The sequence below is a fragment of the Vibrio kasasachensis genome (assembly GCF_050337565.1).
GTDB classification, from domain to species: Bacteria; Pseudomonadota; Gammaproteobacteria; order Enterobacterales; family Vibrionaceae; genus Vibrio; species Vibrio kasasachensis.
Genome location: NZ_JAKJTB010000016.1, coordinates 75,621 through 94,954, shown reverse-complemented (window position 1 = coordinate 94,954; position 19,334 = coordinate 75,621). Strand labels below are relative to the sequence as shown.

General features: G+C 43.4%; 17 protein-coding genes. 12 read left to right on the top strand and 5 right to left on the bottom strand.

Annotation, left to right across the window (positions count from 1 at the left end; translation table 11 throughout):
- The 3 genes from nlpI (at nt 1) to L4C38_RS13925 (ending at nt 2,844) form a co-directional block, all read left to right on the top strand.
- Nucleotides 1-912 carry a lipoprotein NlpI gene (gene nlpI / locus L4C38_RS13935; protein WP_428798166.1) on the top strand — a complete coding sequence of 304 codons (912 nt, stop codon included), beginning with the start codon at nt 1-3 and terminating at the stop codon, nt 910-912.
- Nucleotides 913-1,019: 107 nt separating this feature from the next.
- Nucleotides 1,020-1,433 (top strand): MarR family winged helix-turn-helix transcriptional regulator, encoded by a 414-nt coding sequence (locus tag L4C38_RS13930; protein WP_428798165.1) that lies wholly within the window; start codon nt 1,020-1,022, stop codon nt 1,431-1,433.
- Between the two features lie 67 nt (nt 1,434-1,500).
- Entirely contained in the window at nt 1,501-2,844 is a 1,344-nt protein-coding gene (locus L4C38_RS13925; protein ID WP_428798164.1) for an MATE family efflux transporter, read from the top strand.
- Between the two features lie 84 nt (nt 2,845-2,928).
- Here the strand turns inward: L4C38_RS13925 and L4C38_RS13920 are convergent, their stop codons facing one another.
- The 3 genes from L4C38_RS13920 to L4C38_RS13910 all read right to left on the bottom strand — a co-directional run bounded on the left by L4C38_RS13920 (nt 2,929) and on the right by L4C38_RS13910 (nt 7,007).
- Nucleotides 2,929-3,804, bottom strand: coding sequence for a U32 family peptidase (locus tag L4C38_RS13920; protein WP_428798163.1), 876 nt, complete (start codon nt 3,802-3,804; stop codon nt 2,929-2,931).
- 18 nt (nt 3,805-3,822) lie between these two features.
- A complete protein-coding gene (ubiU, locus tag L4C38_RS13915; protein ID WP_428798162.1) occupies nt 3,823-4,836 on the bottom strand; it encodes a ubiquinone anaerobic biosynthesis protein UbiU in 1,014 nt (337 codons plus the stop codon).
- Nucleotides 4,837-4,967: 131 nt separating this feature from the next.
- Nucleotides 4,968-7,007, bottom strand: a complete 2,040-nt coding sequence (locus L4C38_RS13910; protein ID WP_428798161.1) for an EAL domain-containing protein — start codon at nt 7,005-7,007, stop codon at nt 4,968-4,970.
- 195 nt (nt 7,008-7,202) lie between these two features.
- Here L4C38_RS13910 and ubiT point away from each other — a divergent pair, with 195 nt between their 5' ends.
- From ubiT to prfC, 5 genes are all read left to right on the top strand, one after another.
- A complete protein-coding gene (gene ubiT, locus L4C38_RS13905; RefSeq protein ID WP_428798160.1) occupies nt 7,203-7,730 on the top strand; it encodes a ubiquinone anaerobic biosynthesis accessory factor UbiT in 528 nt (175 codons plus the stop codon).
- On the top strand, nt 7,714-8,217 hold the full coding sequence (locus tag L4C38_RS13900) for a GNAT family N-acetyltransferase (protein WP_428798159.1): 504 nt from the start codon (nt 7,714-7,716) through the stop codon (nt 8,215-8,217). Before ubiT ends, L4C38_RS13900 begins: the two co-directional genes overlap by 17 nt.
- 95 nt (nt 8,218-8,312) lie before the next feature.
- The gene (locus L4C38_RS13895; RefSeq protein ID WP_428798158.1) at nt 8,313-8,714 is read left to right on the top strand and encodes a DNA polymerase III subunit psi; all 402 of its coding nucleotides are present in this window, start codon (nt 8,313-8,315) and stop codon (nt 8,712-8,714) included.
- 3 nt (nt 8,715-8,717) lie between these two features.
- Nucleotides 8,718-9,167 carry a ribosomal protein S18-alanine N-acetyltransferase gene (gene rimI / locus L4C38_RS13890; RefSeq protein WP_428798157.1) on the top strand — a complete coding sequence of 150 codons (450 nt, stop codon included), beginning with the start codon at nt 8,718-8,720 and terminating at the stop codon, nt 9,165-9,167.
- Nucleotides 9,168-9,271: 104 nt separating this feature from the next.
- Nucleotides 9,272-10,861 carry a peptide chain release factor 3 gene (gene prfC, locus L4C38_RS13885; protein ID WP_428798156.1) on the top strand — a complete coding sequence of 530 codons (1,590 nt, stop codon included), beginning with the start codon at nt 9,272-9,274 and terminating at the stop codon, nt 10,859-10,861.
- Nucleotides 10,862-11,110: 249 nt separating this feature from the next.
- On the opposite strand, the gene srmB is transcribed toward prfC, so the two are convergent.
- Nucleotides 11,111-12,340, bottom strand: coding sequence for an ATP-dependent RNA helicase SrmB (srmB, locus tag L4C38_RS13880; protein ID WP_428798155.1), 1,230 nt, complete (start codon nt 12,338-12,340; stop codon nt 11,111-11,113).
- 134 nt (nt 12,341-12,474) lie between these two features.
- Nucleotides 12,475-13,194: a tRNA1(Val) (adenine(37)-N6)-methyltransferase gene (locus L4C38_RS13875; protein WP_428798154.1), complete on the bottom strand. Its 720-nt coding sequence runs from the start codon at nt 13,192-13,194 to the stop codon at nt 12,475-12,477.
- Between the two features lie 309 nt (nt 13,195-13,503).
- Between L4C38_RS13875 and brnQ the strand changes: the two genes are divergently transcribed.
- The 4 genes from brnQ to vpsR all read left to right on the top strand — a co-directional run bounded on the left by brnQ (nt 13,504) and on the right by vpsR (nt 19,301).
- Nucleotides 13,504-14,817: a branched-chain amino acid transport system II carrier protein gene (gene brnQ / locus L4C38_RS13870; RefSeq protein ID WP_428798153.1), complete on the top strand. Its 1,314-nt coding sequence runs from the start codon at nt 13,504-13,506 to the stop codon at nt 14,815-14,817.
- 161 nt (nt 14,818-14,978) lie between these two features.
- Nucleotides 14,979-16,077, top strand: a protein-coding gene (prfB, locus tag L4C38_RS13865) for a peptide chain release factor 2 (protein ID WP_428798152.1) whose coding sequence is annotated in 2 segments (ribosomal slippage) — nt 14,979-15,053 and nt 15,055-16,077 — 1,098 coding nt in all. Because the reading frame shifts where the segments join, the coding sequence is not laid out codon by codon here.
- 34 nt (nt 16,078-16,111) lie between these two features.
- Complete coding sequence (gene lysS, locus L4C38_RS13860; RefSeq protein WP_428798151.1) at nt 16,112-17,647, top strand: lysine--tRNA ligase; 1,536 nt, start codon at nt 16,112-16,114, stop codon at nt 17,645-17,647.
- 319 nt (nt 17,648-17,966) lie between these two features.
- The gene (gene vpsR / locus L4C38_RS13855) at nt 17,967-19,301 is read left to right on the top strand and encodes a cyclic-di-GMP-binding transcriptional regulator VpsR (RefSeq protein WP_428798150.1); all 1,335 of its coding nucleotides are present in this window, start codon (nt 17,967-17,969) and stop codon (nt 19,299-19,301) included.
- Nucleotides 19,302-19,334 lie beyond the last annotated feature (33 nt).

The window sequence follows — 19,334 nt, the reverse complement described above, 5'->3', positions numbered from 1 at the left end:
GTGAAATGGTTTCAAACCGTAACGCTTGGCTTAAGCATGTTGATTGCGACAGGGTGTGCTTCAACAGCGGATAAACAACAGTGGTTTTATCCACCAATGGCGGTACCGCTGCAAGCGAGTATGCAGCAAGAGGTACAGATTGCGCGTTTGTCTCAGTTACTTCTTCGATCTAATCTTTCTGATGAACTGCGTGCGAAGATGCTTTATGAGCGCGGCAACTACTACGACAGCGTTGGTCTGCGTGATTTAGCACGTCTTGATTATGGTCAGTCACTCAAGTTAAATCCGGCACAGTCAGATTTATTTAACCTGCTTGGTGTTTACTACACCCAAGTAGGGGAATTTGATGCGGCTTACGAAGCATTTGACTCAACATTAGATCTCGATCCAAGCCACTCTTACGCAGTACGTAATCGAGCGATTGCTCTCTATTACGGCGATCGTATCGAGTTGTCTCTGGAAGATATTGAAGTGCATGTTGCGGAAGACCCTAATGATCCTTTCCGAGCCTTATGGCGTTATTTGATTAAGTTGGAACAAAATCCTGAGCTTGCTCGTCAAGATTTACTTAAGCTTTATCAAAAACGTGATAACCAATGGGGCTGGGTACTTGTCGCACTCTCTTTGGGGGAAGTGTCAGAAGAGCAGACCTTTAAAGCTATCTTTGCTGGTACGCGAGATAACACAGTGTTAGCTCAGCGCTTAACGGAAGCCTATTTTTACCTAGGTAAGCGTTACCAATATGAAGGTGATTTTGCTAGTGCAATTTCAATGTATAAACTTGCCATCTCATTTAACGTGTTTGAATATGTTGAACATCGGTACTCCTTCCTTGAACTTAGTCGGATTTTCAATCAAGTGAAAGCCGAACAATTGGCAAAAGCCAAGTTGGAACAAGCTAAACAGCAATAGACGAAGCCCCGCTGATATGTAAGAAAACCACCTTCGGGTGGTTTTTTATTGCACAACAGTTAAAAATCACTAAAATAGTTAGCCTGGCTAACTAATGGGATCACTCTATGCATTTGGAAGAGAGCTTAATGGATTTGGAGCGCTTCTGCTCAAAAGCTTGGCGGCAGCATGGCGATGATGATCCTATGTGCCAGCTTAGCTTTAACGAGTTCGACTACTTAAAAGTGATTCAGCAATACCCACAAGGCATTCGTATAACGGACCTTGCTCTTGAGTTATGTGTTACAAAGCCGTCGGCTTCAAACATGGTCGCTCGTTTGGAGAAGAAAAGTTTAGTGCATCGAGTCGCTTGTATTGAAGATGCTCGTGCTAAGCGAGTAGTGCTCACGGAATGGGTTATTCAAAATATGTCATTTGAACGCGTGGTATATCAACAGATTGCTGCGGATCTCAATGTTCAACTTGATGAACAAGAAGCGAAACAGTTGGTTCAATTGCTTAATAAAGCACTTAAGAAGTAAAAATATTTATCATATTAGTTAGCCTTGCTAACTAATTATTGCCTTATGGCACTTGCTTGGTGAAAAAATGCAAATTTCTATTTATAAACAGTTTTGGCGTTATGCGGTGCCAACCGTAGCGGCAATGTTGGTCAATGGTCTCTATCAGGTGGTCGATGGGATCTTTATTGGTCGCTATGTGGGAGCTGATGGTCTTGCGGGGATTAACGTTGCTTGGCCAGTGATTGGTTCAATTCTTGGTATCGGCATGCTGGTGGGGGTTGGTACTGGTGCGTTAGCATCAATCAAACAAGGTGAGGGGAATCATTTAGGAGCTCGAGCAACACTGGCAACGGGCTTGTTGTTATTGCTCTTATTAGCACCTATTGTCTCTTTTGTCCTATATCTGTGTGCCGATAGCTTTCTATTGTGGCAAGGTGCGCAAGGGCGAGTGCTCGAGCTTGGCTCACAATACTTGCACATCTTAATCTTTGCTTGTGTCTTCTCACTTGGCTCGATCGCTGCACCGTTTTTACTACGTAATGATGATAGCCCGAATTTGGCGACATTATTGATGGTAATTGGTGCGGTGATTAACATCGTACTTGACTACATCTTCATTGTTTTATGGGGTTGGGAATTAAAAGGGGCGGCTATTGCTACGGCGATCGCACAAATGGTGGTCACGGTATTAGGTATCGGTTATTTCTTCTCTAGCAAAGCGAAGATGCGCTTACATTGGCAAGATCTCCGTATGCAAATTAATGAGGTTCCACAGATTGCGTCGATCGGCGTATCAAGTTTCTTTATGTATGCTTATGGCTCAATGATGGTAGCACTGCATAATAGTTTGTTCTCCGACTACGGTAGCTCAGTGTTGATCGGTGCGTACGCAATTTTGGGCTATATAGTGACGGTTTATTATTTAGTGGTTGAAGGTATCGCTAACGGTATGCAGCCATTAGTGAGCTATAACCATGGCGCGCGTAATCAAGATAATATTCGTAAGTTACTCGGGGTCGCGATGGGTAGCGCGGTGCTAGGTGGCTTGGTGTTTATTATTGTCCTTAACATCTTCCCACGTGAGTTTGTGTCAGTATTTAACTCTAGTGATTCTCAGTTAATGGAAAATGCCATTATTGGTATTCGCCTGCATATGTTTGCTCTGTTCTTAGATGGTTTCTTAGTTGTCGCAGGAGCTTATTATCAATCGATCAATAAGAGTAGCAAGGCGATGTTTGTGACGGTAGGGAATATGGTTATCCAGTTGCCATTCTTGTTTATCATGCCGAAATTAATGGGAATTCCAGGAATATGGATAGCGTATCCACTGTCAAATGTAGCATTGAGCATAGTGGTGATATGGATGTTGTGGAGAGATGTAAAACGGATGATTTTACTTCCACCACAACCGATGACAGCGGCAAGCTAGTCGGTTAAATGGTGATAGAAAACGGGATAAGATGTCTTCTCCCGTTTTCTATAGTAGAGAGCGAAAGTAATACTAAGATTAGAATTACGATTTTACTTCTAAACCAGCAAGGCGGTGCCAGTAACCATTGCATTGGCGGTCAGCAATTTTTATTGGGTTATTGCCTTGTTCATTCGCGCGGAAACGATCCAACTCAGAGAAGGTATCTAACCCTAGTGGGCTTAATCGCACCACATCAACCATACCTTGCATGCCTGGTAGATCATTGATCAAGTTATAACAGTAGCCTGATTGAGTTTGGATGCCATTGAGATTAAATACTTCTTGTCCTTCTTGGCTTTGCACCTGAATACCCGTCGGATACTTAATACAGCAAGTTTCACAATCATCTTTTGCGAGGTTCTCTGCTCGAGCAGTAAAACAACGAGCTGAATATGCCAATGGCAGGTAACCATGGCTAAACACTTCCACTTCAAACTGATCGCGAATGCCTAGTTGCTCACATTGAGTCAGGACATTACCAAGCCATTCACGTGATAGCTCAACTGGCATACACCAGCGCACCATACCTTGTTTGAGAAACAAGTTTAATGTGTGTGCGTTGTAAGTATTCACAGCCGGACCAACCACGAAAGGTACTTTGTTTTCATAGGCGAGTTGGATGCCAGATACATCATTTGCTTCAATAGAAAAATCACCATTGTCGATGTATCTTTTCATGACATTGACTTCACTGGGCGCTTCCAATAGTGCCATAGTAGAAATCACTACTTGCTTGCCTGCTCCTGCTAGTTCTTTGGCTATATCAAACCACTGAGCTGGTTTCATTTCACGGCGTTTTGAGCAAACGGTTTCACCGAGATAAATAACATCTGCAGAGCTTTGCTTTGCTTGTTGATAGAAGGCTTCTACATCTTGTTTTGGCCAAAAATAGAGAAGTGGACCAAGTGCGTATTTCATGAATCTCTTCCTGTATTCTTATTGCCATTTACGATGGTAAGCACCAAGCGTAGTTTGCGTGCCTTCGGACACGTTGGCTAGAGCCGCATCCCATGCTGCATCAACATGGTAAGCTTCTGGGTTAGTTTGGTAGCGATCAATTGCTGCGCGCCAAGTACGCGTTACTTGTTCTACGTAAGCAGGGCTACGTTGGCGTCCTTCAATTTTCACAGAGGAAACGTTTGCAGCAAATAATTCTGGTAGCAATGACAAAGTATTCAAACTAGTTGGCTCTTCAAGCGCATGGTAGAGCTTTGCTTCACCTTCGATATCAGCAATAAAGCGACCTTTACACAGGGTCGGGTAACCGGCGTTTTCACCGTCGCTATAACGATCAATCAAAATGTCATTAAGGCGTGACTCCAACCCTTGTGGGGTCTCTTGCCATCGTACGTATTTAGCCGGTGAACATGCCCCAACGGTATTCGGTGATTCGCCAGTCATATAAGAAGATAAGTAACAACGACCTTCCGCCATGATGCATAGGCTACCAAAAGCAAACACTTCTAACTCAACATCGTTGGTGATATTGCGTGATAATTGTTTCACTTGATGGATCGATAGAACGCGTGGCAGTACGACACGTTTAACATTGAAGTTATTTTTATAAAAATTGATAGCCGCGATGTTGGTGGCAGAAGCTTGTACTGATAGGTGTAGCTCTAGATCCGGATACTTACGCGCCGCGTAATCTAGTACAGCAATGTCAGCAACGATCAAGGCATCAACACCAACATCAGCCGCGCGATCAACCGCGTTAGTCCAACGTTCGAAGCCATCTGGATGAGCGAATGTATTCAGCGCCACGTGGATTTTTTTGTTGTGATCATGCACGTACTGCACGGCTTTATCTAGTTTCTTACCAGTAAAGTTAAGTCCAGCAAAGTGACGGGCATTGGTATCGTCTTTAAAGCCGATGTAAACCGCATCAGCACCGCAATCGATAGCGGTTTTTAAGGCGGGTAAATTACCCGCAGGGCATAAGAGTTCCATGACTAAATTAAATCTATGGTTTTTTTGATTGCCCGCATTTTATGAAGAATTGTGAACGGCGAATTTGATGTAAGGCAGGTTTAGGTGATTTAACCTACAAAGGATGTTGAAAATTTCGCATTAAAATTAAATCAGTTCTTATGCCGGCGGTTTTGTACAAACAATTCTTCTACTTCTTGCTTTGGTTGCGGTCGATAGAAGTGGAAACCTTGAATTGAATTACAGTTAAGGTTGGAAAGCAGTGTCGCTTGCTGCTGCGTTTCAACACCTTCGGCAACTACGGTCAGGTTGAGAGATTTACCTAAATTAATAATGTTTTCAATTACAGTGACTTGCTTTGGTAACGTGTCAATTTCGTTGATAAATGCACGGTCAATTTTCAACTCATCAAGAGGAAAACGTGCCAAGTATGCTAGTGAAGAATATCCGGTGCCAAAATCATCAATCGATAGGGCAAATCCGAGTTTTTTAATCGCATTAAGCATTTGTAATGTATGTTCACTATCGCTCATCACAGCGCTTTCTGTCAGTTCAAAAGTGATGCAACTTGGGTCGAGTTCGGTACTGCGTAGAAGTTTTTCCATGTAATCGATAAGCTTAGGGTTACCAAACTGTTCAGGCGAGAGGTTGATCGCTACTCTTCCCGGTAGGATGCCTTGCATTTTCCAACGTTTGACAGTGCTAAAGACCTCTCGCATAACCACACGACCAAGATTTTCAATCAAGCCAGCTTTTTCAGCAACGGGGATAAAGGCCCCTGGGCTGATGTATCCTTCAACAGGGTGCTTCCAACGAACTAATGCTTCAGCACCATTGATACTAAAGTCACGAGCATTAACCTTAGGTTGGTACCAAACCTCTAAGCCATTTTGTTGTAAGGCTTTTTGCAATTCGATCTCTAACCAAAGACGCATACGGGCTTCTTTGTTCATTTGATCATTAAATTTGATCAAACGGTTTCGCCCACGCTCTTTTGCTTCGTACATCGCAGTGTCTGCATTTTGCAATAAGATTCGCGCATCATTACCGTCGCCAGGATAATTGACACTACCAATGGAGCAGGCGAGTCGCTTGCTGAAGTGATGGAGGTCAAACGGTTGATTGATTAGAGAGATGATTCGATCAGATAACGTCTCTGCCATACGACTGTTTTCAGGCTCTGGCAATACCAATCCAAACTCATCACCACCTAAATGCCCAAGAACGGCTTGTTGCGGCAATAGACGTTTAAGACGCGATGAAACTTCTTTGATCACTTTGTCGCCGATGTGATGACCAAGTGAGTCATTAATATTCTTGAAGTTATCGATATCCAAATAAAGCATGACCAACGGTGTTTCTTTTTTAATCAGTTGATCTAGCCTTTTGGTAAAGCCAAAGCGATTGTATACCCCTGTGAGGGAATCAAGATGAGCGTCTTCAGTTTTGGCTTGGTTAATTTTTTTTGGTGATTGCTCTGCGTCTTGAATCAACACCAGTTGTGACATGGATCCGAGCACCATAGCCTGTGCTGATTGGAGTTGTACTTTGCGCTCTAACCTACAACGCGGACCGGTCAAACAACGAATTGGCGTATCATGTAATAAAACACAAAGTTTGTTGTTAAACACCGCTTTACTGTTTTCATCGATAAATAATCGAGAGAGTTCTTCTCCCAAAAGCTCATGATTGGATTCAAAACCGAGTAATCGAACTGCCGCTGGATTTGCCGAGATAATACAGTCATCTTCAACTAGTAATAAACCGTCAGGAAGTAGGTGAGTTAAGGCGGTAAATTTATTTTCGGATTCTTCCAGTGAGCGTACAAGCAATTGTCTTTCTGACGTGTCAACGGCGTGAAATGCCACATACTCGACATTGTCATTAATCTGGATAGGAGAGAAAGTGCAAGATAGGCTGGTTTCAACATCTCGATTATTGAGGGATATTTCTGTTTCGAGATGCTGCCCTTCGAATGCGAGATCGTAGTAAGTTTTTATCTGTTGATAAAGGTGCTGACCCAAGATGTCGTTGTCGTTCATGCCGATCAACTCTTCGAATGTCAGTCCTGCGATTTCACAATAGCGATCATTAACCATCACATACTTGTGTTGGTTATCTAAGATGGCTGAGAAAAAAGGGCCTTTGGCCGTGATTTGCTTAAACCAATGCTGAAGTTGTTGCGATGGCATTTAAAGGGTACCAATTCTCCAAAGATTATAGACTAAGTGCGAGAGTGACCTAGAGACTAATGCTTTAATATAGCTTTGATCTCAAAGAGATGAAAGAGCTATAAACATGTGGTCATTTCTTGATGCATAACAGGTCTCACAATGACTTGTTCTATTATCATCCTTACATCATTTACAAAGTAACGGATAACCTGCGTGATTAACAAGATTCGCACTCAATTAGTTCAAAATGCAGCATCAATTTTGCGATCTCCAGTCCACTTATTGCCTCAATCTGTTCAAAATAAAGCCTTACTTGATGGGCTCAAAATGGTGTTCAAAGAAGCGCTTGAAGATGGTGACTTTGAATTCCTTGAAGGCAAGTGGTTAAAAGTTGAAATTAAAGATATGAAGCTTGGCTGGTACATCAGTTATGAAGACGAAAAAATCATCGTAGCCGATAAACCTATTGTTGAAGATGTCTCATTTAGTGGCAATCTAAATGACCTAATTTTAATCGCGGGTCGTAAAGAAGATCCCGATACTTTGTTTTTCCAACGTCGCCTGTCTATTGAAGGCGACACGGAACTGGGTCTAGAAGTGAAGAATTTGATGGACAGTGTCGATCTTGAACTTCTGCCTAAGCCAATGCAAATTTTACTTAATCAACTAGCCGACTTTGTGCATAAAGGCGTACAATTGCCAACAATGCAAAAAGAGGTAGCACATGCTTATACGAACTGAAGCACCAGCGGACATTCTGGTCATTGACCGCCTACTCAAATTAACGTTTGAGACTGAGGCGGAAGCGAATTTGGTAATGTCGTTAAGAGAAAACGCTAAGTTAACATTATCGTTAGTTGCTTGTAATGACGAAGGTGAAGTGGTTGGTCACGCGATGTTTAGCCCAGTAACCTTGGAAGGTGAAGACCTAAATTGGCAGGGCTTAGCGCCTGTTTCAGTTCGTGAAGACTACCGTAAGCAAGGTATTGCGGCAGCGATGATTCGTGATGGTTTAGAGTCGTTAAATGATTTTGGTTATCCAGCATGTGTCGTACTAGGTGATCCTGCTTACTACGCTCGTTTTGGTTTTGAACCTGCACAGCAATATAACTTCAATTGCCAATGGGAAGTACCTGAGGGGGCATTCCAAGTCTTAGCGATTGCTGACGGTGAATTTGAGCAGCGCCAAGGTCAAATTGAATTCAGCGAAGAATTTGCTAATTTCTAGCGTGATATTGATAGAGAGAAGGGGCGCTTAGCCCCTTTTTTGTTGCGCGTAGATTTGTGCTAATATGAGCGCCCAAATTTTAGAGAACAGCACTTATGCAAACTAACTCGATGGCATATTTATCAGAGATGGGTATCGACACTTATCAACTGATACACCCACAGCGGTTGTCAGGTTGCCAAGTCGCAGCGATAAACTTGCCTTCAGATTGCAAAATGCTATTGGTTTCACCTACTTTGCCAGAAGTTAGCCAAGCTGAATTTCTAGAACGAGTGTTGAAGAGTATGCAGTTAACCTTGGCGCAAATTCGCCATGTTTTCCCTCAGCAGGTTGAGCTAATACAAGCACAATCCGTTGAGTGGTTATGGTTCGCCGGTTGCCCAAGCTCAGACGCACTACAAGGCAAAGTGCTAAGTTCTCCTTTACTTAGTGATATTGATGGCAATAACCAACAACGCAAAGCGTTGTGGCAGCAAATCTGCACCTATTCTGAATAAATTATGACATTACAGTTCCTTCCTCTTGCCGTAGAACATCTTGATGATGTTTGGGCAATTGAGCAGCAAGCACACAGCCATCCATGGGCAGAGTCGATGATTCGCGACGTGAATAGTCGTGGCGGATGCCATCATGTACTCATCGATAATGATCAGTTAGTGGGCTACTTTTACGCGCAAAATATCGTCGGTGAGGTGACATTGCTGAATATCGCCGTCGCACCAGAACGACAAGGCAAGGGCTATGGTAAAGCCCTGCTTGAACACCTGCTCGATCACTGTGAAAAAGCCAATGCGGAAAGCGTATGGCTAGAAGTCAGAGAAAGCAACCACAAAGCATTTGCACTGTATGAGTGCGCGGGTTTTAACGAAGTTGATAGACGTAAAAATTATTACCCAGTAGCCAATGGCAATGAGGACGCGATTATCATGAGCTATTTATTCCTTTTCTGATTTGCCCCCAAAAGGAATATAAGCGAGAATACCGCGCAAAATTGAATCGAATTCGTTTGTTTAACAATTAAACAAGCATCCAGACAGAAAAGAAGACCAGTTTGATGTCAAATACACCATTTATCGGCGAAGTTTCTAAACGTAGAACGTTCGCGATTATTTCTCACCCGGATGCGGGTAAAACCACCATTACAGAAAAAGTTCTGTTGTTCGGAAACGCGATCCAGAAAGCGGGTACAGTAAAAGGTCGTGGCTCTAATCAGCACGCGAAATCTGACTGGATGGAGATGGAAAAAGAACGTGGCATCTCGGTAACAACGTCTGTGATGCAGTTCCCATACAATGATTGCCTAGTCAACTTATTGGATACTCCGGGACACGAAGACTTTTCGGAAGATACCTACCGTACATTAACGGCTGTTGACTCATGTCTAATGGTTATCGATGCCGCGAAAGGTGTCGAAGATCGTACTCGTAAATTGATGGAAGTGACCCGTCTACGTGATACGCCAATCGTGACTTTCATGAACAAACTTGACCGTGACGTACGCGATCCAATGGAAGTATTGGACGAAGTAGAAAACGAACTGGGTATGATGTGTGCACCTATTACTTGGCCAATTGGCTGTGGTAAAGAGTTTAAAGGTGTCTACCATATTCACCGTGACGAAACGATTCTGTATGAATCAGGCCATGGTCATGAAATCCAAGAAGTGCGCATTATTAAAGGCTTAGATAACCCTGAGTTAGATGAGCAAGTCGGTGCCGATCTTGCGACTAGCGTACGTGAAGAGCTTGAGTTAGTGATGGGTGCTTGCCCTGAGTTTGATCTAGAGTCATTTCTAGTCGGTGAGCTAACGCCAGTCTACTTTGGTACAGCACTAGGTAACTTTGGTGTGGACCACATGCTTGATGGCTTAACGAAATGGGCACCAACACCGAAGGCTCGTCAAGCAGTAGAGCGTGAAGTCGAAGCAACCGAAGATAAGTTCTCAGGCTTCGTATTTAAGATTCAAGCAAACATGGATCCAAAACACCGTGACCGTATCGCGTTCATGCGTATCGTATCGGGTACTTATACCCAAGGTATGAAGATGAACCACGTGCGTCTTGGTAAGCAAGTGAGCATCTCAGATGCGGTAACTTTCATGGCCGGTGATCGTTCACGTGCAGAAAACGCTTATGCTGGTGACATCATTGGTCTGCACAACCACGGTACTATCCAGATTGGTGATACATTCACTCAAGGTGAATCACTGAAGTTCTCAGGTATTCCAAACTTTGCGCCAGAGTTGTTCCGTCGTATTCGTCTACGAGATCCATTGAAGCAAAAGCAGCTACTAAAAGGTCTAGTGCAACTTTCAGAAGAAGGTGCCGTACAGGTATTCCGCCCACTACAAAACAACGATCTAATTGTAGGTGCTGTTGGTGTGCTCCAGTTTGACGTAGTAGTGGCTCGCTTGAAGTCAGAATACAACGTAGAAGCAATCTACGAAGGTGTAAACGTTGCGACCGCACGTTGGGTAGAGTGTAGCGATGGTAAAAAGTTGGATGAGTTCCAGCGTAAGAACCAAGCGAACCTAGCGCTAGATGGTGGCGACAACCTAAGTTACATTGCGCCAACGATGGTTAACTTGAATTTAGCGCAAGAGCGTTTTCCAGAAGTTGCGTTCCGCGCGACTCGCGAACACTAATATTCTTCGTATTTGGTGTGATAGCGGCGTTGACGTCGTTAACTCACACCAATCACATAGTTGTCTATGTTCATGGCGATGAGTGAACTTGTCGCCTTGCTCTGACACCAACTACTTTGAGTATCGCGGTTGATATGGAGTAGGGTTTTAGTGGCTGAGCTACAATAGCAATTGAGTTAGAAATGTTGAGATCATAAAAATGCCACTTCAATGAAGTGGCATTTTTGTATTTGGAGTTTGAAGTGTTAATTACTTCTTCTTAGTCGCTTTCTTTTTGCTTTTTACTGCGGATTTTTTCTTGTCGTCTTTTTTCTTCTTCTTAACGATTGGTTTTTTGTGTTTAGGACGAAGTTCTTTAACAAAACGTTCTTTAATATCTTCTTTTACATAGCGAGCAACACGCTCTAGCATTGCTTGGTCATGTGCTTCGACGATTGAAACAGCATTACCTTTTTTACCAGCACGAGCGGTACGACCGATACGGTGTAAATAAACGTCAGCACTGCGCGGCATGTCGTAGTTTATTACATGGCTTACATCAGGAAGGTCAATACCACGCGCTGCTACGTCAGTTGCTAGCAGAACGTTCACCGTACCGTCTCTAAAGCGTGCAATCGCGTTATTACGGCGATCTTGTGGCATTTCACCTTGGATCCAAGAACAAGGTATTTGCGCTCTTTCTAGCTCTGTACGTAATTCAGCTAAACGTTCACGAGTTTTTAGGAAGATGATTGAGCGCTCAGCTTGCTCAGTAATGATAACTTTAAGCATCGCCAGTTTGTGTTCCATGCTGTCTGCACGGTGATACCACTGAGTGATCTTTTTACGTTCACGACGAGAAGGCTCCGAATCGATTTCAGCAGGATCTTTTAGTAGATCGGCTGTGAAACCTGCCACGCCTTTACCTTCTAAAGTCGCAGAGAATAGGAGTGTTTGCTTGCGCCAGCGGCATTCGGTTGATAGGCGATCAACCGTTGGACCAAAGCCCATATCGAGCATGCGGTCTGCTTCATCAAGAATTAGCCATTCAATCGCGCGGCAATCAAAACGTTCCGCTTTGATGTATTCCATTAAGCGTCCTGGTGTTGCTACCACGATATCTTGAGTCGTCGCTAGAATATCGGCGTGTTCTTGATACTGCACACCGCCAGTGATAGTAAAGATATTCAGTTTGGTGTTTTTCGCTAGCGCACGCGCATGATCTGCGACTTGTATTGCTAGTTCACGTGTTGGAGTCAGGATCAATACACGTGCAGGTCCCGGTTTGCGACGAGGGAAATCATGCAAAAACTGTAGTGCAGGCAGAACAAACGCAGCCGTTTTACCAGTACCTGTCGGCGCTGAGGCTAGGATATCTCGACCTTCCAATGCTTGAGGAATAGCTTGAGCTTGCACTTCTGTTGGGCGCTCGTAGCCCATGTCTTCGATAGCGCTAAGCAGGTTTGGATCTAAATCGAGGTCTGCAAAATTCTTGATCACAGTTAGTTCTCCGCAAGCCATTCGGCGAGATTGAAAATATTAGAGGCAGGTATATCACGTAGCCCATCACGGGCTAAGCCAAAAATTAGACCGCATAGTATAGTTGTATTGGTGAGAAGGATCACACGTTATTTCTACATCTTTAAATAAAAGTCTTTGGTTAGGGCAATAAAGTCTTCGCTGTACTTAAGTTTATCACGAATTGTTAGTTGCTGATGCTGACACTCAATGTTTTGCTTACGTAATTCAATCAGTAATCTATTCTCTGTTTTAGCCCCAGTTGGCTTGACTCTGCATAAACGCGTGCAGTGAAAATTTAGTTTTTGAGCAAGTGCGATAAACGCTTGTCCTTCCGCGATAGGAAGAATGAAACTTGCCGTTCCTTGCTCCTGGAGCAGAGTTTGACAACGGTCAAGTAATGCCTCATGGCTTAGGCTATCAGTATGTCGCGCGGTAGCACGCTGTTGAGTTAGCGATTGCTCACCAGAGTTAAAATAGGGTGGGTTGCATATGATGGCATCAAAACTGTCAGTAAAAGAGAAGGTCAGAATATCGGCTCGTTCAATACGAATACGCGTCGTCCAAGGAGAATGTTCTGCGTTGAGTCGAGCTGTTGCTGCGGCATGCTCATCGATGTCGATAGCCAAAACTTCCGCATTCGGCTGGCGCTGAGCACACATAAGGGCTAGTAATCCAGTACCAGTACCTATATCCAGAACCCGTGTTACGTTTTTTAAATCTATCCAAGCGCCTAGTAGCACTCCATCAGTACTAACGGGCATACCACATTGCCCACCATTTATCTCGAATTGTTTGAATTTAAAACCTTTGGTTTTCTGAGATTTTCTGCTCATTTAATATCCGGTTGTTGGTTGATATTTGAGTGGGTTTCACTGGTGTGAACAAATTGTTTGAAATTACGCGCTGCATTTGAGTGATGTTGTTAATTATTTTATTGGTTATTTATTCTGATATTTTTTCTTATATTGGTGTTAACAGCTGGTTTTACTAGTGGCGCATAAATTTATATGGTGTTTTTTGCTTTGCTGTTGCGAATAGTCGAGTATTTGTTCATTATTCCGCTCTAAATTAGATAGTTCAGAGGATGTTATTATCCATCTGAGCAGACACAACATCCATCAATAGAAGTAAAAGGTCATTCTGTGAAGCAGTCGTTAAAATTAACAGATATTACAGCGTTAGGCTTCATGCTTTTCGCCTTCTTTTTAGGTGCCGGTAACATCATCTTCCCACCGTTAGCAGGTCAACTTGCGGGTGAGAATATGCTTCCTGCGATGCTTGGTTTCTTATTGACAGCGGTAGGTCTACCTTTAGTCACCATTATTGCAATTGCGATTGCTGGAGGGTCTTGGGGGAAACTCACACAAGATTTGCCGGTAAAGGCCGCGACAATTATGGCGGTATTAATTTTTATTATTATCGGTCCAGCATTTGCGGCGCCTCGTACAGGCTTGGTTGCTTACGAAATGGCAGTTAAGCCATTCTTTGTGCACGCAGAGCAAATCCATCTCACCATTTTCTCCATTATTTTCTTTGCTATAGCCATGTCATTTTCATGGTCGCAAGGAAAGTTGATTGATGTGATTGGTAAGGTGTTGACACCTGTTCTATTTATCGGTCTGATTGTTCTTGCTGGCGCAGTATTCTTCTTCCCACAGGGTGAAATTATTGCCGCCCAAGGTGAGTACCTAACTCACCCACTGCAGAAAGGCTTTCTTGAAGGCTATAACACCATGGATACCTTTGCTTCTTTAATGTTTGGTGTGCTGATTGTTGACGCATTACGCAGTAAAGGTGTTACTGATCAGAAGTTAACAACGAAGTATCTTATCAGTGCTGGTTTAATCGCGGCAGCGGGTCTGGCATTTGTTTATATTTCTCTATTCTATTTAGGAGCGACTAGCTCTGTCGTTGCTGCAGGCGCTGATAATGGTGGTGTGATTCTAAGCCAATATGTTCAGGCTCTATTTGGTTCTTATGGTCAAGTCGTTCTGACTGTAATTGTACTGCTTGCTTGCTTGACCACTGCAATTGGTTTGATTTCAGCTTGTTCAGATTACTTTAGCTCACTGACCTCCCTTTCGTATCGTAAATGGGTAGTGATTAATGGTGTCGCTTGTGCTGTTATTGCCAATGTTGGTTTGACACAGCTGATAACGCTGTCTGTACCGGTATTATTTGCTCTTTACCCAGTCGCAATTGCACTTGTAGCTCTTACTTTCTTGCGCGGTAAATTACCGAATACGCGTTTTGCTTACCGTACCGTGATTGTTATTTCACTGGTGTTTGCATTAGTTGATGCAGCAAAAGTAGCAGGAGTTGATGTGTCAGCGTTTAACGTATTGCCTTTGTTTGATATCGGTATGGGGTGGTTACTACCAACCGTTACCGCGATGGTTTGTGTGTTTTTCGTTAGAAAATCAGAGCAGCCAACGTTGACGGAAGAAGCTGTGTAACGAACAGTTAAGGTTGATCTTAATCCCTCGTGATGCTTAGCATGACGGGGGATTTTTTTATCTTATAAGCTCCTTGCCGCAGACAAAAAAATACCTGTATCTCCGTCACACTTTTCAGTACAATTCTTTGGTTAAATTCTACTCGTAAATATTGAGCAAACATGTTTGAAATCAATCCTATTAAAAACCGTCTACAGGATGTGTCTGAGCGCACGGCAGTCCTGAGGGGGTATCTTTGACTATGACGCTAAACAAGAGCGTCTAGAAGAAGTAAACGCAGAACTAGAACAACCAGATGTATGGAATGAACCAGAACGAGCTCAAACACTGGGCAAAGAACGTGCGTCTCTGGAAGCAGTTGTTGATACTATTGTTCAACTTGAGCAAGGTGTAGAAGATGTAGATGGTCTTCTTGAGCTTGCTGTTGAAGAACAAGACCAAGAAACATTTGACGAAATTGAACCAGAACTAGCTGAGCTTGAAGCTAAGCTAGGTAAACTTGAGTTCCGTCGTATGTTCTCTGGTGATCACGACTCTTCAGATTGCTACATTGACTTACAGTCCGGCTCTGGTGGTACAGAAGCCCAAGATTGGACTTCAATGATGTTACGTATGTATCTTCGCTGGGCTGAAGCTAAAGGTTTCAAGACAGAAGTTATCGAAGTCTCTGATGGTGATGTAGCTGGTCTTAAAGGCGCTACTGTACGTATCTCTGGTGAGTACGCTTACGGTTGGTTACGCACAGAAACCGGGGTACACCGTTTAGTTCGTAAGTCGCCATTTGACTCAAGTGGTCGTCGTCATACTTCATTTGCATCTGCGTTTATTTACCCAGAGATTGATGACAATATTACAATTGATATTAACCCATCCGATCTTCGTATTGATGTTTACCGTGCTTCAGGCGCGGGTGGTCAGCACGTAAACACCACCGAATCGGCGGTACGTATTACTCACGTACCAACCAATACAGTGGTTCAGTGTCAAAATGACCGTTCTCAGCATAAAAACAAGGATCAAGCGATGAAGCAGCTACGTGCTAAGCTTTTTGAGCTTGAGCTTCAAAAACAAAATGCTGAAAAACAAGCGAATGAAGATACCAAATCAGACATCGGTTGGGGTAGCCAGATCCGTTCTTACGTTCTGGATGATTCACGAATTAAAGATTTACGTACTGGCGTTGAAAACCGCAATACTCAAGCGGTACTTGACGGCGATCTAGACAAATTTATTGAAGCTAGCCTGAAATCAGGTTTATAAGCTTTTCACCGACTAAAGACAGGATACATCGAAAATGACTGATGTTGTTCAAAACGAATCTGTACAAGAAGCTTCTACACAAGAAGAGAATAAGCTAATTGCTGAACGCCGTGCGAAACTGGATGCTATCCGTAAGAGCTGCAAAGCAAACGGTCACCCAAATGATTTCCGTCGTGACGCTATAGCGGACGACCTACAAAAAGAGTTCGGTGAAAAGACGAAGGAAGAGCTAGAAGCGCTTAACCACGTAGTAGCTATCGCTGGTCGTATCATGGCGAAACGAGGTCCATTCCTAGTTCTCCAAGAAACATCTGGTAGCATTCAAGCGTACGCAAGCAAAGAAGTACAAAAAGTATTGAAAGAGCAGTACCAAGGTCTTGATATTGGTGACATCATCGGTGTTAAAGGTGCGCTGCACAAGTCTGGTAAAGGCGATTTGTACGTAAACATGGAAGAGTACGAGTTGCTGACTAAAGCATTGCGTCCTCTTCCGGAGAAGTTCCACGGTTTAACAGACCAAGAGATGCGTTACCGTCAACGTTACGTTGATCTAATCGTGAACGAAGATTCGCGTAACGCGTTCAAAGTACGCTCTAAATTGGTTTCTGCTATCCGCCGCTTTATGGAATCAAAATGCTTCATGGAAGTTGAAACACCAATGATGCAAGTGATCCCTGGTGGTGCATCGGCTCGTCCGTTTATCACTCATCACAACGCATTGGATCAACAAATGTTCTTGCGTATCGCACCAGAGCTTTACTTGAAGCGTTTGGTTGTAGGTGGTTTTGAACGCGTATTCGAGATCAACCGTAACTTCCGTAACGAAGGTTTATCTCCGCGCCACAACCCTGAATTCACTATGATCGAATTCTACATGGCGTACGCAGATTACAAAGATCTAATGGACCTAACTGAAGAGATGCTAAGTACAGTAGCTCTAGAAATTCTAGGTTCTACAGCGATGCCATACGGCGACCAAACGGTTGAGTTTGGCGGTCAGTATGCACGTATGACTATGCTGGATGCGATTAAGCACTACAACCCAGATCACGCTGAAATCCAAGCTCTAACAGAGGAAGGTGTTCAGGATCGTGAGCTGATGGTATCTATCGCTAAATCACTAGATATCTACGTTGAGAAGTTCTGGACTTGTGGTCAACTGCTAGAAGAGATCTTTGGTGAAACGGCTGAACCTAAACTTATTCAGCCTACTTTCATCACAGGCTACCCAGCAGATATCTCTCCATTGGCTCGTCGCAGTGATAACAACCCATTCTTCACTGATCGCTTTGAGTTCTTTATCGGTGGTCGTGAAGTTGCAAATGGCTTCTCTGAGCTTAACGATGCGGAAGACCAAGATGCACGCTTTAAGTCTCAAGTTGATGCGAAAGACGCAGGTGATGATGAAGCAATGTTCTACGACGCCGACTACATTACAGCGCTAGAGCATGGTTTACCGCCAACGGCAGGCCAAGGTATTGGTATTGATCGCTTAGCAATGTTATTCACCAACACGCATACAATTCGTGATGTGATCCTATTCCCAGCAATGCGCCCACAGGCTCAGTAAGCTTTGAAATGACTAGCAAAACCACCTTCGGGTGGTTTTTTTTTACCCGTTTTTTGCGTAATTTTTCGTAAATGATATTCAATTTATAATAAAGACCTTAAATTGTTTGATTTTAGAGCGGTTTATTCGGTTGAACGAAGATTATTTGCAGGTGAATTTTGAATATCAATCGCATATTAATTTGTTCAACTAATAGATTATTGTCTAGTCTTAGTATTGAGACAGATTATTAAGGCAAGCTCTTATAGTGTAGCCACTTTGTTGATGTGTTTTTTGTGGCACAAATAATTATAAAATATCAGTATAAGGAAGAAGCTTAATGGGTAGTCAATTCCGAATGGATTCTGTCCCAGGTTCACTCATCGTAGTTGGTGGTAGCTACGAGCCATGGCTTTCCGTACTAGAGCAAGTGGGGTGGCGTTGCACCCAATGCGCGGATTTGCGCAAAGCGAACACTTTGTTTTCAGAAACGGGACCATGCATCGGTGTAGTGGATCTCAGTCATGATGAGTTTAGCCTGAACGGTATAGCTAATCTCGTTAGCACTCATAAGCAAGTTCGATGGATCGCATTCATACGCGAATCTCAGCTCAGCTCAGATACTATTTGCCAGTTTATTGTTAACTTTTGTATTGATTTTTTCACCGCTCCGATTCCAGATGCGCAACTGCTAAGTACTATTGGACACCAACTAGGTATGCTCAAGTTGGAGAAAAAAGTGTGGCCTCATTATGGTAACAATAATGATATGGGCTTAATCGGTGAATCGATTCCAATGAAACGCTTGCGCGACCAAATTAAACGTATCGGTCCAACCGATGTGAGTATTTTGATTTACGGTGAAAGCGGAACAGGTAAAGAAACGGTAGCGAAAGCGGTGCATAAAACATCAGCGCGCGCACATGGAGAGTTCATCTCGGTTAACTGCCGAGCTTTATCAGAACGCCGAATTGAGAGTGATTTATTTGGCATCAATCGAGACGATGAAGATGCACCATCTATTTTAGAACAAGCAGATGGTGGCACATTGCTCCTTAATGACATCCTAACGCTGCCTAAATCTCAGCAGCTAAACCTACTCCGTTTCTTGCAAGAAGGCACTGTAGATACAGTTAACGGCACGAAAGAGGTGGATGTACGGGTATTGGCGGCAAATTCTGCCGATATTGAGAAAGCGTTGATCGATGGTGATTTCAATGAAGAGCTTTATCATTATATCAATGTACTACGTATCAACGTACCAAGCTTAAAAGAACGTGCTGGTGATATTGCGATTCTGGCTCGTCATTTTTTGATGGATTATTCAAGAGAATACAATGCACAGGCGCGCAGTTTTACCGAAGATGCGGTAAGAGCGCTAACTCGCTATCATTGGCCTGGTAATGTTCGTGAACTAATGAATCAGATTAAGCGTGTAGTGCTTATGTCTGATAGCGTTATGTTGGATGAATTGAGCCTTGATCTGCCTAAGCGCAGTGATGGCAAACGTAGCTTGAAAAGCATTCGTGAGCGCAGTGAGCGTGATGCTTTATTGCTGGTGTTAGAATCCAACGCAGGGCAAGTTTCAATGGCGGCGAAAGAGTTGGGTGTATCTCGCGCAACTATGTATAGGCTGCTTAACAAGCACAACCTTATTTCAGACAGTACGGTTTAGTCTGGTTCTGAGTAATAAAAAGCCATGGCGTTC